Origin of the sequence: Flavobacterium chungangense LMG 26729 (assembly GCF_000735715.2) — a bacterium.
GTDB lineage: Bacteria > Bacteroidota > Bacteroidia > Flavobacteriales > Flavobacteriaceae > Flavobacterium > Flavobacterium chungangense.
In genome coordinates, this window is record NZ_JASY01000001.1 from 23,510 (window position 1) to 39,241 (window position 15,732).

Annotated in this window: 8 protein-coding genes; 4 read left to right on the plus strand and 4 right to left on the minus strand. The window is 35.7% G+C overall.

The features are described from left to right. Nucleotides 1-115 precede the first annotated feature (115 nt). The 3 genes from JE46_RS00130 to JE46_RS00140 all read right to left on the minus strand — a co-directional run bounded on the left by JE46_RS00130 (nt 116) and on the right by JE46_RS00140 (nt 5,012). A complete protein-coding gene (locus tag JE46_RS00130) occupies nt 116-2,866 on the minus strand; it encodes a gluzincin family metallopeptidase (protein WP_031453216.1) in 2,751 nt (916 codons plus the stop codon). Nucleotides 2,867-3,154: 288 nt separating this feature from the next. Beyond that, nucleotides 3,155-3,883 (minus strand): LOG family protein, encoded by a 729-nt coding sequence (locus JE46_RS00135; RefSeq protein WP_031453217.1) that lies wholly within the window; start codon nt 3,881-3,883, stop codon nt 3,155-3,157. Between the two features lie 235 nt (nt 3,884-4,118). After that, nucleotides 4,119-5,012, minus strand: coding sequence for a dienelactone hydrolase family protein (locus JE46_RS00140; protein WP_031453218.1), 894 nt, complete (start codon nt 5,010-5,012; stop codon nt 4,119-4,121). A 225-nt stretch (nt 5,013-5,237) separates the two neighbouring features. Here JE46_RS00140 and JE46_RS00145 point away from each other — a divergent pair, with 225 nt between their 5' ends. From JE46_RS00145 to JE46_RS00160, 4 genes are all read left to right on the plus strand, one after another. Then, nucleotides 5,238-6,683, plus strand: a complete 1,446-nt coding sequence (locus JE46_RS00145; RefSeq protein ID WP_035136349.1) for an ATP-binding protein — start codon at nt 5,238-5,240, stop codon at nt 6,681-6,683. A gap of 116 nt (nt 6,684-6,799) precedes the next feature. Beyond that, nucleotides 6,800-7,231, plus strand: a complete 432-nt coding sequence (locus JE46_RS00150) for a response regulator (RefSeq protein ID WP_031453220.1) — start codon at nt 6,800-6,802, stop codon at nt 7,229-7,231. A 95-nt stretch (nt 7,232-7,326) separates the two neighbouring features. Further along, on the plus strand, nt 7,327-13,683 hold the full coding sequence (locus JE46_RS00155) for a HAMP domain-containing protein (RefSeq protein ID WP_083480823.1): 6,357 nt from the start codon (nt 7,327-7,329) through the stop codon (nt 13,681-13,683). A 12-nt stretch (nt 13,684-13,695) separates the two neighbouring features. Continuing rightward, nucleotides 13,696-14,931, plus strand: coding sequence for a sensor histidine kinase (locus JE46_RS00160; RefSeq protein ID WP_051872754.1), 1,236 nt, complete (start codon nt 13,696-13,698; stop codon nt 14,929-14,931). Between the two features lie 67 nt (nt 14,932-14,998). Here the strand turns inward: JE46_RS00160 and JE46_RS00165 are convergent, their stop codons facing one another. Beyond that, nucleotides 14,999-15,469, minus strand: coding sequence for a hypothetical protein (locus JE46_RS00165; RefSeq protein WP_031453223.1), 471 nt, complete (start codon nt 15,467-15,469; stop codon nt 14,999-15,001). Between the last annotated feature and the right edge of the window lie 263 nt (nt 15,470-15,732).

The window sequence follows — 15,732 nt, forward strand, 5'->3', positions numbered from 1 at the left end:
TATAATTTAATTATTTATACTTAAATTCAGAAAACTACGTATTTTTTTTGATTTATTATTACCTAAAACTATTGAAGTTTGATAATAATTTATGTTTTTGTTTAAAAATTATTAATTAAAACCATTTTCGGGTAAAAAGATTAATTAATGTTTTAGGAGATAATGTGATGACAAATCTTATTTTTTCGTTGTAATTATTTTGTGAAATTTCCCAGCCATTATTAGAATAGACCGGAAAATAAACTTCAAAATAGTCTGGTACGAGATTCAAACGGATACCGCTATCATACACAAAATGTTCATTTTGGTGTTTGCTTTTCATGAAACCCACATCGCCATAGGTTTCTATCCAGTTCCATATAGAATAACTTGCATTTAGTGTTGTCATCCATTGATTAGCGTATCTGGGTTCAATCATAGATTTAAACCCGCCTTCGGCAATTATATATTGCTGACTAAAAAAGCCTGTACTTTCAGATCTTCCGTAAAAATTATAATCGAATAAATAATCCGTTGGACGATCCAGACCAAAACTGAAATAATCTGAATTTGTAGTGTTGTATAAAAAGCTTCCGACAAATAACCTCAAATTTAATTTGCGGTTGTTTTCAAAAAGCCTTCTGTATTCAATTTCTCCGCCCAGTTTTCCAAAATCTCCTGAAAACTGTGCATCTGTCATAAAGTTAAAATGATTAATCAATTCGGTTTTAGTATTCATGTACCGAAGATTAAAAACAGAATAATTAGGACTTGAATTGTCTGTAACATAGGCACTCGCCTGTCTATTTACAATTACCTGTCTGGCGATAATAAATTGTTTTCTGTTGTCTCTGAAATCTTCTTCCCGAATTCGAAACTGTACCATAGGATTCAGCCTGAAATAGGTCGCATCCGGAGCATAATGAAAATAATTTTGACTTATAGAATACCTGATATTGTAAAGTTTACTGTCACGATAATAATGATTTAATGAAAAAGCAGATGATCCTGAGAGGGTTCCGGTCTTGAGTGAATAAGCAGGATTGATATCAAATGTAAACGGCTTGTCTAATATAGTTTTGTTATGAAAACGGATTCCGGGCGCAAATCCGTCATAATAGTTATAACCAACTGTTGGGACATATAATATCTGATTGTAGTATGGGTCTTCTAAATCTTTGGCAAAATTAAATTTGATTGGACGATTTGTAAGCACTATACTTTTCAATGATTTCCAGTTGTCCCGCTGATTGTATTCCGGAACTTCATTGTCGTAATTCAAAACAATTTTATCTGCATTTTTTCTTTCGAAAATATAAATGGAATCATTGTTTTTTGGCTCAATCCATTGTTTAAATACTATTTTGTTTTTTTTGAGACCGTAAACCGGAATCGGAACAAAAACGTCTGTTTTGTTTTTTACAGAAAACCGGATACTGTCCTGGGTTCTGGATACACCGGTAAATTTATAGTCGATAATTTCACGTGAACCGATGATAGTTTCAAAAAACCAGTCAATTTTTTTTGAGCTGTTTTTGGTCAGTATTTTTTCAAAATCATATCGGTTTGCCTGTTGTGTATTGTTTAGATTATAGAACTCCTTAACACTTTCGGGCACTATATTATGATTTAAATAATTATCGAGATAACTGAGGCTTAAACCGGAACGGTACTTACTGGCAATCTGCTCATTGAATTTAATGAGTGTATTTTTTGGATCTCCCAATGGCTGATCCAGGTTTTTTCGAGCCATCAGCATGTAGTAGTAACTGTATTGCTCATTAAAAGTTAAATTGGTAATATTGTAGCTTTTAAAGAGTTTCATTTCAGATAGCCTGCCCAGCATCTTTTGATCCATGTGGTTTTCTTCCATGAATTTCATCATCGTATAAATCTGGATTCCGTCATAAATCCAGTTGTCTTTTCGCGGATCCAGAAGAAGACTGTACTGAAGATAATTGTTTAAAAAGGTTTTTAAAAAGGTAATTTCAAATATAAATTCATCCGAAAAAGGACTTATAAAGGAGGGCAGCTGATTTAACCCGTAAAAAGGATTTCGGTCATAATCTGCCTGTGAAACTGTGATTTTTTTATGTGGATATTTTCCAATAAAATTATTGGCAAAACTGATTACCCTGTTGATGATTACTGCTTTTTGTATCTCGTCGAGTTTTTTGTTTTTTAAATTTGAAAGAACTTCCAGTTCACCATTGCTAAAACTATTAAAAGTATTTTGTTTTTCAATAAATAAATTAAAATCGGTTCTGCTGTTTCCTGAAAAAAGATAAGTGCTGAACGAAGGGGAAGACGAATCCTTTGAAACTGAATCCAGATCTGTGGTAATAGTGTACAGATTTGGAACTTTAATTGCTAATTCGTAATCAGTTGCAGCGTTTGCAATATCATCAAGGTTATAGTTATGATATTTTATAAAATTATGATTTTCAAAACGGGCAGGGCTCAAAAACCAGTGTCTTAGATTCATTCCGCCGTTTTGGGTATAGCCGTAACGAGTAAATTTATCGCTTGGAATTTTAGAAATATAAGTAAGATGTAAATCAATTTTACTGTTAGGAGGTAATTTGTTTTTCAGTTTGATTACAATAAAATCCGGATTTTCACTGGTTCTTTGCCATTCTAAAGCCATAAATTGGGCATCTGTGAGTTCAAGTACGGTTGTGTTTCCACGTTCTTCAGGTTTTGCCAAATGAAAGCCTTTATAAAATTCATCAGAAAAACGTAGAGCCAGCGGAGTATTTTTATCAGAGAAAGCATTATTCCAGTCATTTAAAACAATAGAATCCAAAGAATCGCCCGAAGTATTGTAATAGGTAATATCCTGTTTTACGTGCAGTGTTTTAAGTTCAGGATTCACCGCCACCTCCATCTTAGACTGATGCTGAGCGAATTGTTTTAGTGAAGACATCAAAACAATAACGAAAAGAATGATTTTAAAAGATGGTTTCAATGCTGGCTTAAAATTTAGATATATAACTTAAGTTACGGGCTTATGGCAGTTTTGGTTTTATTGTAAAAATAGTGTAAAAAAAGCTGTTTTAAAAACAGCTCTCATTTTTCACAAAAGTTATGAAAATTTCATCATATAAGTGATAAATTGCGTTGAAAAAGCAGGAACTTATATTTTCTTAGATCATCTATATGGTTGTAAAAAAAATTAGAAATTTGGACTTAAGTCGTATTTCTTATAGAATTTATCAAGAACATCAACTACTTCATCTTCTGTGTCTACGATCTTGAATAAGTTCAAATCATCAGGGCTAACGGTATGCATTTTTTCAACCAGAACCGTTTTTACCCAGTCGATTAATCCTGACCAAAATTCAACCCCGACTAATATGATTGGAAACTTACCAATTTTTTTTGTCTGGATCAGGGTAATGGCTTCAAACATTTCGTCAAGAGTTCCAAATCCACCGGGCATCACTACAAATCCCTGTGAATATTTTACAAACATTACTTTTCGAACAAAAAAGTAATCAAAATTCAGGTTTTTGTCATGATCAATGTAAGGATTGAAATGCTGTTCAAAAGGCAGTTCGATATTTAAACCTACAGATGTTCCTCCGCCTAAATGTGCCCCTTTATTTCCTGCTTCCATAATTCCGGGTCCACCGCCTGTGATAACGCCATAACCGGCTTTACTAATTTTATAAGCAATTTTTTCGGCCAGTAAATAATATTTGTCTTCCGGTTTTGTTCTTGCCGATCCAAAAATGGACACACATGGTCCAATACGTCCCATACTTTCGTATCCGTTAACAAATTCGGCCATGATTTTAAAAATTGCCCAACTGTCATTGGTTCTGATTTCATTCCACGTTTTTTGTTTTAAACGATCCTGAATTACTTTGTCCTCATCATTATCAAAATCTTCTAATCTCATTTTGCGTATTATTAATTTATTATTTTGCTGTAAAAGTTTAAACTCTTTTTATGGCATTATACCAGAAAATAACAGCTTTGACATGTTTTAAAAACATTGGCAAAGCTGTCGCACTAAATTAACTCTTTTTTTGAAAATTGTTATAAAAATAGAGTATTTATTCCCTTACAGTTAAAGCTGTTTCTTTTAACTATTTTGTTTCTATTGTTTTATGAAAATAAATTTATGGTTTTGATTATTTTTTTACCAGTTTTTCTTTAAAAAAGTCAATAGTTCTTTTCCATGATAAAGTTGCTGCTGCTTCATCATATCTTGGTGTTGTATTGTTATGAAAACCGTGGTTCACTCCCTGATAAAAATAGGCTGTGTGCTCAACTTTATTTTTATTAAGAATTTCTTCAAAAGCAGTCCAGCCTTCGTTGACACGGGTATCCAGTCCTGCGTAATGCAAAAGAAGCGGTGTCTTTATTTTTTCGGCTTCCTCTTTAGTGGGCTGTCCGCCGTAATAGGGAACTGCAGCTGATAAAGAAGGTATTTTTACCGCCATCATATTCGAAACCCATCCGCCAAAACAAAACCCGACCACTCCCACATAACCGTTGCAGTCTTTATGTGATTTAAGGTATTCATAAGCAGCAATGAAATCTTCAAGCATTTCTTCACGTGTTCGTTTTTTTTGAAGTTCTCGTCCGGCATCATCATTGCCGGGATATCCGCCTAATGGTGTTAATGCATCGGGAGCTAATGTAATAAAGCCTTCTATAGCAGCTCTTCTTCCAACATCTTCTATATAAGGGTTTAATCCTCTGTTTTCATGTACGACAATGATTCCGGGTAATTTTTTTGGGATTTCCAAAGACTGTGACAATTGACCTTTAATGCTTCCTCCCCCTTTTGGGGAATCATAGTTGATGTATTGGGTTTTTAATCTCGGATCGTTAATCGGAATTAAAATGCTATCAACATAATTAGGGGTTATAAAACTTAAAAGAGAGGGAAGCGTAATTGCCCCTACGGCAAAAATGGATAGTTTTTCGATAAACTGCCTTCGTTCAATTTTATTGTGAGCATAGTCATCATATAAATCAAATACCTCCTGAGCGATATCTTCTTTGGTTAATTTTTGCATAGCGGTTAATTTTTTGAAAGTTATTTAGATACTAAATGTCTGCATAAATATTTATATACTATAAAAGTAAAGAATAACGAATTAAGATATTTTTTTAAATCAAAATAGTACTCTTTCTATTTTTAGGAGTATTATATCAATTAAAACATGCGCTTAACTATATGTTTTTTAGTATTTTTATTAAATTATAAATTCATATTGATAAAGGATGCTTAAACTTTAATAATGAAATTATCCAATCAAATACTTTTAGCGTTTACGCTGATAATTTTATTATCCGTTGCAGATTCTTACACGAATTATTTGTTATCCAAAAAAGTACAACTGAATTCACTATTTCTTGCCAGATCCGAAGAGATAATACGAAATTCGAATAAAACCCACAAAGCAATTATTGAAATGCAGAGCGCTTTTAGAGGTTATTTACTTACAGATGACAAGGCTTTTCTGAACTCGTATTTTAAAGGACTGAAAAATGTACCGGAATTAATAAAAGAGCAACAGCTTCGGATTGGCACTCATAACAAACAGCGTATAATATTAGATTCAATCCGGAACATGCATAACAATTGGCTGGAATATTCAGCTCAAATAATATATTCACGCGAAAAAGTGCCTGGTTCTTATAAAAACCTTTTTGAAAATTCCTTAAAAAAACAGGTAGGTAAAAAAATTAACGATGCAATTGCCTATAAATTTTCAAGATTTGATAAAATAGAATATAAAATGAGGAAACATCATACAGACAGATTACTCATTTCTTTAAAAAATGCCCGTACATTTTCTCTTATTTTCCTCACATTGACAGTTGTAGTAGGAATAGTTAGTACAGCATTTATCATAGTCGTTACCACTAAAAGAATCAATTCGATGGTAAGTCTTGCTAAAAATATTTCAAAAGGTAATTTCACCAGTGTTAAAGATACCCGTAACGATGAACTATCAGCATTAGTTGTTTCACTCAATATGATGTCTGAAAAATTAGATAAAAATATCCGTGAACTAAAAAACAGAAATGCTGAGTTAAATAAATTTGCTTATGTAGTTTCTCATGATTTAAAAGCACCCATCAGGGGAATTCATAATGTTATTACCTGGATTGAAGAAGATTATGGAGGTGAGCTTTCACCTGAACTTAAAAGATATTTATCCATAATTCCGCAAAGAACCCGCCGTATGGAAGCGCTCATTAACGGCTTACTTGATTATGCCAGATTAAATTTGAATACTCCATCGGAAAAGATAAATACTAATGCTTTGGTTCAGGAAATTGCAGATTCTATTGTTCCAAGGGCTTTTACACTTGAAATTGGTGATCTGCCGGATTTGTTTACACAACGAATTAAACTGGAACAGGTTTTTGCTAATTTGATAAGTAATGCTATAAAATATACGCCAAAGGATAAAAAAGGAATAATTCAGATTAAATGCAAAATTTTCCCTAACTTTTATGAATTTTCAGTTAAAGATAACGGGATTGGAATTGCGGTAGAATACCATCAAAAGATATTCGAAATATTTCAGACACTTCGCGAACAAAATGAGCAGGAAAGTACCGGAGTAGGTTTGGCAATTGTAAAAAAAATAATTGACGATCAGCAAGAAAATATCATAGTTAAATCAACATTGGGAGAAGGTTCTGAATTTATCTTTACCTGGAGAAATAGTTAATATCATGAAATGATCACGGTCTTAAAACTTTTAAGCATTATGAGAAAACGAAGTTCAAATGATTTCACTAAAAAATAGAAGTTAATGATTCCTAAAAACAACATAGTACCACATACATGAAAAAACCAACAATTTTATTAATAGAAGATGATGAACTCGACATTATAAGTGTAGAGCGGTCTTTGAAAAAAATAGAGAGTGAATATGTACTGCATACAGCTTATAATGGTATTGAAGCATTAAGAATTCTTAGAGATACCGATTTAGGGCTGATTCCGGATGTTATTCTTTTGGATATTAATATGCCCAGAATGAACGGAATAGAATTTTTGAAAATTATAAGAGAAGATACAAAACTTAAAAATTTAAAAGTTTTTATAATGACAACTTCTTCCGAAGGAGACGACAGGTTTGAAGCAGAACAATTGGGTATATCAGGCTATATTATTAAACCCTTAAATTATACCGATAATTCAAAAAGACCGGATTCTATGGATGCTTTTGTACAATTTCATTTAAGGAAAATATTACTTGATGAGCATATATAATATTGGTTTTTGATGATAAATACCTCATTAAAAACTAATTACCTTAATTCGATTATCAGCATTTTTTAAATCATTCTTTTTAAAGAATTGAAAACATGAAAAAAATAAAAAATAATACAGAAAGCCCTGAAAATGTATTAGTACTTCCGGTTCTTTCTGGTGAAAAGCCATTAAAAACTAAAACAAAAAAAGCCGATTTAGAGGAGTCTATTTTGACAGATGCAGAGTTTTTGAAAATTTTGCTTAAGGTTAAAAATGGTAATTTCACTCAGCGCTTTCCAACCGATCAAAACGGAACTAAAAGATCCATTTGTGAAACTTTAAACGAAATCATCGACCTTAACGAACGCATGGTTTTTGAATTTCAAAAGGTAGGCAAAAGTATTGGTAAACAAGGAAAACTAACCAATCGTGTAGCTCTTGATGGTGCGAGAGGTTCGTGGAGTTCCTGTGTGGATTCGGTTAATACTTTGATTTCAGATCTGGTACATCCAACGATTGAAATTGCACACGTAATTACATCCGTTGCAAAAGGAAATTTATCTCAGGAAATGCCGCTTTCTATCGAAGGAAACCCACTTCAGGGAGAGTTCCTCAGGATTGCAAAAGAGGTAAACGGAATGGTAAAACAGCTGAACTTATTCTCAATGGAGGTAACCCGTGTGGCACGTGAGGTGGGTACAGAAGGAAAACTGGGAGGTCAGGCAAAAGTGCGCGGTGTAGGTGGAGTTTGGAAAGATTTGACCGACTCGGTAAATAAAATGGCATCCAACTTAACAGGCCAGGTACGTAATATTGCCGACGTAACCACGGCGGTGGCAAAAGGAGATTTATCTAAAAAAATTACCGTTGACGTAAAAGGAGAAATCCTCGAACTTAAAAACACCATTAACACGATGGTGGATCAGCTGAACTCCTTTTCTTCTGAGGTAACCCGTGTGGCGAGAGAGGTAGGAACCGAAGGAAAACTGGGTGGTCAGGCACAGGTAAAAGGTGTCGGAGGAACCTGGAAAGACTTAACAGATTCTGTGAACCAAATGGCATCCAACTTAACCGGTCAGGTGCGTAATATTGCCGATGTAACCACAGCGGTAGCAAAAGGTGATCTTTCTAAAAAAATTACAGTTGACGTAAAAGGGGAAATCCTCGAACTTAAAAATACGATCAACACGATGGTGGATCAGCTGAACTCCTTTTCTTCTGAGGTAACCCGTGTGGCGGTAGAGGTAGGTTCTGAAGGAAAACTGGGAGGGCAGGCGCGAGTGCGAGGTGTTGGTGGAGTTTGGAAAGATTTGACCGATTCGGTAAATCAAATGGCATCCAACTTAACAGGTCAGGTGCGTAATATTGCCGAGGTAACAACAGCCGTGGCAAAAGGGGATTTATCTAAAAAAATTACTGTAAACGTTGCAGGAGAAATTCTGGAACTTAAAAATACGATCAATACCATGGTGGATCAGCTGAACTCCTTTGGTGCCGAGGTAACTCGTGTGGCACGTGAGGTAGGTTCAGAAGGAAAACTGGGCGGTCAGGCTAAGGTAAAAGGGGTTGGTGGAACCTGGAAAGATTTAACCGATTCCGTGAACCAGATGGCATCGAACTTAACGGGTCAGGTACGTAACATTGCCGAGGTAACAACAGCCGTAGCAAACGGAGATTTATCTAAAAAAATTACAGCCGTTGCCGAAGGGGAAATTCTGGAGCTGAAAAAAACCATTAATACCATGGTGGATCAGCTGAACTCGTTTTCATCTGAAGTTACGCGTGTGGCACTTGAGGTAGGAACGGAAGGAAAACTGGGAGGTCAGGCAAAAGTAAAAGGTGTCGGCGGAACCTGGAAAGACTTAACCGATTCGGTGAACCAAATGGCATCCAACTTAACAGGTCAGGTACGTAATATTGCCGAAGTAACAACGGCCGTAGCAAAAGGAGATTTATCGCGACAAATTACCGTAGATACAAAAGGGGAAATTCTGGAGCTTAAAAATACGATTAACACCATGGTGGGGCAGCTAAACTCATTTGCATCCGAGGTAACTCGTGTGGCACGTGAGGTAGGTACCGAAGGAAAGCTGGGAGGTCAGGCTCAGGTAGAAGGTGTTGGTGGAACATGGAAAGATTTAACCGATTCGGTAAACCAGATGGCATCCAACTTAACCGGTCAGGTACGTAACATTGCCGAAGTAACCACCGCAGTAGCAAAAGGAGATTTATCATTACAAATTACTGTAGACGTAAAAGGAGAAATCCTTGAACTTAAAAATACGATTAACACGATGGTGGATCAGCTGCGAGGATTTGCATCTGAAGTAACCAGGGTATCGCGTGAGGTAGGAACAGAAGGAAAACTGGGAGGACAGGCGAATGTACCGGGAGTTGCCGGAACGTGGAAAGATTTAACAGATTCCGTTAACCAGATGGCGGGTAACTTAACCGCTCAGGTACGTAATATTGCCGATGTGGCGATTGCCGTAGCGAATGGAGACATGTCCCGAAAAATTACCGTTGACGTTCGTGGAGAAATTCTTCAGTTAAAAGAAACCCTGAATACAATGGTGGATCAGCTTCGTGAGTTTGCATCAGAGGTAACTCGTGTTGCGCGTGAGGTAGGTACCGAAGGAAAACTTGGCGGACAGGCAAATGTACCGGGAGTTGCCGGAACCTGGAAAGATTTAACGGATTCCGTGAATCAGATGGCGGGTAACTTGACCACTCAGGTACGTAATATTGCTGAGGTAACTATTGCGGTAGCGAATGGGGATATGTCGAAAAAAATTACAGCAGACGTTCGTGGAGAAATTCTTCAATTGAAAGAAACTGTAAATACGATGGTGGATCAGCTTCGAAGTTTTGCTTCGGAGGTAACAAGGGTTTCACGTGAGGTAGGTACAGAAGGAAAACTGGGAGGACAAGCATTTGTGCCTGGAGTTGCCGGAACCTGGAAAGATTTAACAGATTCTGTGAACCAGATGGCCTCCAACTTAACAGGTCAGGTGCGTAATATTGCCGATGTAACCAAAGCGGTAGCAAATGGCGACCTTTCGAAACAAATTACCGTAGACGTAAAAGGAGAAATTCTGGATTTAAAAAACACCTTCAATACGATGGTAGAGCAGCTGAACTCGTTTTCATCTGAGGTAACCCGTGTGGCTCGTGAGGTGGGAACCGAAGGAAAACTAGGAGGACAATCTGAAGTAAAAGGGGTTGCGGGAACGTGGAAAGATTTAACGGATTCAGTTAACCTGATGGCTTCTAATTTAACGTCTCAGGTACGTGGAATTGCGAAGGTTGTAACCTCTGTGGCCAAAGGAAACTTAAAACAAAAATTATCGATCGATGCAAAAGGCGAGGTGGCACAACTTACAGACACGATCAACGAAATGATTGATACTTTGGCAACCTTCTCAGATCAGGTAACTACGGTGGCCCGTGAGGTTGGAGCCGAAGGAAAACTGGGAGGTCAGGCCAATGTACCGGGAGCATCAGGAACGTGGAAAAACTTAACAGAAAACGTAAATCAGCTTGCCGCAAATTTAACAACGCAGGTACGTGCGATTTCTGAGGTGGCATCGGCGGTAACGCAGGGAGATTTAACGCGAACCATTGGTGTTGAAGCCAAAGGTGAAGTTGAGGCCTTAAAAGATACGATCAACCAGATGATTTCGAACCTAAAAGCGACCACACTGCGTAATCAGGAACAAGACTGGCTAAAATCGAATTTGGCTAAATTTACCCAAATGCTTCAGGGACAAAAAGAACTGAACTCGGTTACCAAAAAAATCCTTTCTGAGCTGGCGACTGTAGTAACAGCACAACACGGATTATTTTATATTCTTCAGGAAGACGAAGAATTCATGGATTCTAAACTGAATCTGATTGCTTCTTATGCTTACATCAAAAGAAAAAATTCGCCAACGCAATATGCAATGGGCGAAGGATTGATTGGTCAGGTTGCGGTCGAAAAAGAAAGAATTATTCTGAGTAATGTGCCTAAAGATTACATCAAAATAAACTCCGGACTTGGAGATGCAAAACCTAAAGACGTTATTATTTTACCGGTATTATTTGAAGGACAATTAAAAGCCGTAATCGAACTCGCATCGCTGGATACTTTTAGCGAAACGCATTTGGATTTCCTTGAAGGATTAACAGAAAGTATTGGTATTGTATTGAATACGATCGAATCGAATTCAAGAACCGAAGAATTATTGGTACAATCACAATCATTGGCAAGCGAGCTTAAAAGTCAGCAGGAAGTACTGAAAAATACAAATGAGGAACTGGAAGAAAAAGCATTCTTATTAGCGAATCAAAAAGAGGAAGTGGAGCTTAAAAACCAAGAAGTCGAAGTGGCGAGAAAAGCGTTGGAAGAAAAAGCCGATCAGCTTACTTTGACATCCAAATATAAGTCGGAATTTTTAGCGAATATGTCGCATGAGTTAAGAACACCGCTGAACAGTTTACAGATTTTGGCAAATGAGTTAATTGCAAATCGCGACGGTAATTTATCCGAAAAGCAAATTCAATTTGCAAAAACCATAAATGCCTGCGGTGATGACCTTATTCAATTAATTAATGATATTCTGGATCTTTCTAAAATTGAATCGGGGTATATTTCTGTTGATTACAACCCAATTAGTTTTGAAGACATTAGCCGATTTGTTGCTTCTACTTTCAACCCAATTTCAGAAGCCAAACATCTTCGTTTTAATATTATTATGGATGAAGAGCTTCCGGAACTGATGGAAACGGATTCGCAAAGGTTAAATCAGATTTTGAAAAACCTGCTTTCAAACTCTTTCAAATTTACCGAAAAAGGAGAAGTAAAACTTAAAATTTACAAAGCCAATAACAACTGGAAAACCAATAATCTAAGTCTTGAAAATGCAGAAGATGTTGTAGCATTTGAAATTTCAGATACCGGTATTGGTATCTCGAAGGAAAAACAAAACATCATTTTTGAAGCTTTCCAGCAAGCAGAAGGTTCAACAAGCCGTAAATATGGTGGTACAGGATTAGGATTATCGATAAGCCGCGGACTTTCAGATTTATTAGGAGGAAGTATCGAGCTTGAAAGTGAAACGAACGTGGGAAGTAAATTTACATTATTTCTACCGCTGAAATATGTTCACGTTGCTGAGGTAGAAAATATCGATGTAAATGAAGAAAATGATTCAAAAGGGCGTATTAAATCACTACCTTCAGAAAAATTTAACCGTTCTGATATTGATTTGTTTTTCGTAGATGAAGTAGGTGATGACAGAACTGATATTAAACCTGATGATAAAGTGCTGCTGATTGCAGAAGACAATCTGATCTTTGCCAAAATTATGCTCGAACAGGCACACATTCATGGTATTAAAGCTATTGTTACGACTAAAGGGAGTGATGTTATAGATTTTATTAATCAGTTTCGCCCTCATGCCATTACAATGGATCTTAATATGCCGGATACGAGCGGGTGGAAAATTTTGGACAGGTTAAAAACAGATTTTAATCTGCGTCATATTCCTGTTTATATTATCTCGGGTGAGGATGAGAGAAATAAAGGGCTTAAGCGTGGTGCCAGAAACTTTTTCCTTAAACCGGTCAAGAATGATTCCCTAAATTATCTTTTTAATGATATCCATGATTTTAAGAATAAAAGAGTAAAAAACTTATTAGTAGTCGATGATAATCAAACAGAATTAGACAGGATATTGAATGCTGTCGCCGGAAATGATATTACCATTTTTAGTGCCAAAACAGCTAAAGAAGCTGTTGCGCTTTTAAAGGAAAAATCATTTGATTGTATTATTTTAGATTTAGTCTTACCCGATGCAGACGGACTCGATATAATTACCGATCTGGAGAATAATATTGCCGGACAGGAAACAGCTATTATTATACATTCGGCAGGTGATGTAACTAAGAAACAAAAGATAAAACTAAACAGATTTGCTCATAGCATCATTACAAAAAGTGCCTCATCACTGGATGAATTAGTAGATCAGACAGCTTTGTTTATGCATCGTGTGCATAAAGAACTGCCTGAAGCCATGAAAGCAACCATAGAGTCCTTTTATTTGAAAGAAGATGTGCTGCCGGGCAAAAAAGTATTACTTGTTGATGATGATGTGCGTAACCTTTTTGCTCTGACTACAGCTTTAGAACGTTACGGATTGGATGTTATCAGTGCAGAAAGCGGTCAGGAAGCCATCGATATTCTCAATGAAAATAAAGGAATTGATATTGTCCTGATGGATATTATGATGCCGGAAATGGATGGTTATGAAACCATGAAACGCATTCGTAAAGATTCGAAACATAAAGATCTTACTATTATTGCAGTAACAGCAAAAGCTATGAAAGGAGACAGACAGCGCTGCATAGAATCCGGTGCATCAGATTATATAACCAAACCGGTAAATGTAGAACAACTGTCTTCATTGATGCGTGTATGGCTTAAATAAATTTTAGATTCAATGCAAAATAAAATGGGAGACAGCGCAATTAAAATCTTAATAGTGGATGATAAGAAAGAAAACCTGCTTTCTTTACAAGTCATTCTCTCTGATCGGGGATATCAGTTTGTTGAAGCAACATCCGGGAAAGATGCCTTGCGGATTCTGTTGAAAAATCAGGATTTTGCCATTATACTTATGGATGTGCAAATGCCGTTGATGGATGGTTTTGAAACAGCAGAATTAATTCGCCAAAGCGATAAACTCAAACATGTTCCTATTATTTTTCTGACAGCCAATATGAATACAAACGAGTATATATTCAAAGGCTATCAGTCCGGTGCTGTAGATTATATGATTAAACCGCTTTCGCCTGAAATTTTGCAGGCGAAAGTTATGGTTTTTACCGAATTGTTCCGAAAAAATCAGGAATTAAAAAAGAAAGAAGAAGAAACACATGCTCTGAATGCGATTATTTTAAAGACCAACGCCCAGCTTGCTTTACAAAACGAAGCTATAACAAAACATGCTGAAGAACTCAAAAAGAAAAATATGGAACTTGATGCCTTTACGTACATATCAAGTCATGATCTTCAGGAACCACTCCGAAAAATTCAAACTTTTGCTAATCTTATCTTATCCAACGAATATCCAAATTTATCAGAAGATGGTAAAGCGAAATTTAACAGGATTCTGTACGCTACAAACAGAATGCGCGAACTGATAAACAGTCTTCTTACTTTTTCACGCGCGACTCTTGATGACAGAAGGTTTGAAACAGTAGATTTGAATGCCATTATTGCTGATGTAAAAGCAGCTTTATATGAAAATTTAACAGAAAAGAATGCTCTTATAATTACCGATTTTCATGATAATGTCAAGATAATTCCGTTTCAGTTTGTTCAATTAATGGAAAATCTGATTCATAATGCAATTAAGTTTTCACAATCAGAAGTTCCATTGGAAATTACTATTAAAAGTCGTTTTGTTGATAGTTCAGTTTTAAAAGACATCCAGTTATTACCCAATGTAAAATATTGCCATATTAGTTTTGAAGATAATGGAATAGGATTTGAACCGGAACATAGTGAAAAAATATTTGGAGTTTTTCAGAAATTGCATGGTCGGGATTTGTATGAGGGAACCGGAATTGGGCTTGCAATTGTCAAAAAAATAATTGAAAACCATGATGGCTTTATAAATGCTACAGGCGAACCTATGAAAGGAGCCACATTTAATATATACATACCATACTAAAGTAATTGCTTTAATCTGATAAAAAAAATAATAGGCTGTCTTTTTGAGACAGCCTATTATTTATAATTTAATATTTAAAATTTCTCGGATTGTTTACAGGGTCCTTTTCTTCAAGATCCTGATCAATGTCGTATTCCAGATCCAGCAGATCCTTTTTTTGATTATCTGTGGCAATCTTATTTACATAACGGTCATTTTCGTAAGAATCTTCTTCAGGATCATCGTCAATGTCCTTTGCATCTGCCTGGCTGTCCCATTCATCTGCATAAAAATTAGCATCGGGATTATTTTTCAGGTCATCATTTTTTTGCAGGCTGCTAAAATAATTGTTTAATTCATCGTCATCTTCATTATTAATTATGTCATCATCCTGATTAACAATCTCTTCTTCATTATTGTCCTTCTCGTATTGATCCACATAACTTTTGTTTTCCGAATCCGGATAATTATTTATATCTGAAGGAGCCTTCATGTCATCTTCCGGATGATGAAAACTACGAACATCCCGACCATAGTTTTCTTTGTTCTGTGTTGTCATATAAAATAATTTAAAAGTAATTATAATTTAAGTATACTGTGATCCGACAGGCGAAAAACTCAAAGTTAATTTTAAGGTCCAAATTTTATTTATAGAATTTACAGCAGTAGTTATATAATTATCATTTTGTATAGTTTTCCTTTTAAATAATAAAAAGATATTAAAAAAGGGATTTGGATTTCTCAAATATCTAAGAGGAATACCGGAATGAAAATTATATAATTCATGGTGTATATTTCGTAAGTTTTTTTGTCTGAAATTTA

Bases quoted from the DNA above. Each gene is read 5' to 3' on its own strand.
- JE46_RS00165 (WP_031453223.1), bottom strand. From the start codon at position 15,469: ATGACAACACAGAACAAAGAAAACTATGGTCGGGATGTTCGTAGTTTT.
- JE46_RS00155 (WP_083480823.1), top strand. From the start codon at position 7,327: ATGAAAAAAATAAAAAATAATACAGAAAGCCCTGAAAATGTATTAGTA.
- JE46_RS00130 (WP_031453216.1), bottom strand. From the start codon at position 2,866: ATGGAGGTGGCGGTGAATCCTGAACTTAAAACACTGCACGTAAAACAG.
- JE46_RS00160 (WP_051872754.1), top strand. From the start codon at position 13,696: ATGCAAAATAAAATGGGAGACAGCGCAATTAAAATCTTAATAGTGGAT.
- JE46_RS00150 (WP_031453220.1), top strand. From the start codon at position 6,800: ATGAAAAAACCAACAATTTTATTAATAGAAGATGATGAACTCGACATT.
- JE46_RS00145 (WP_035136349.1), top strand. From the start codon at position 5,238: ATGAAATTATCCAATCAAATACTTTTAGCGTTTACGCTGATAATTTTA.
- JE46_RS00135 (WP_031453217.1), bottom strand. From the start codon at position 3,883: ATGAGATTAGAAGATTTTGATAATGATGAGGACAAAGTAATTCAGGAT.
- JE46_RS00140 (WP_031453218.1), bottom strand. From the start codon at position 5,012: ATGCAAAAATTAACCAAAGAAGATATCGCTCAGGAGGTATTTGATTTA.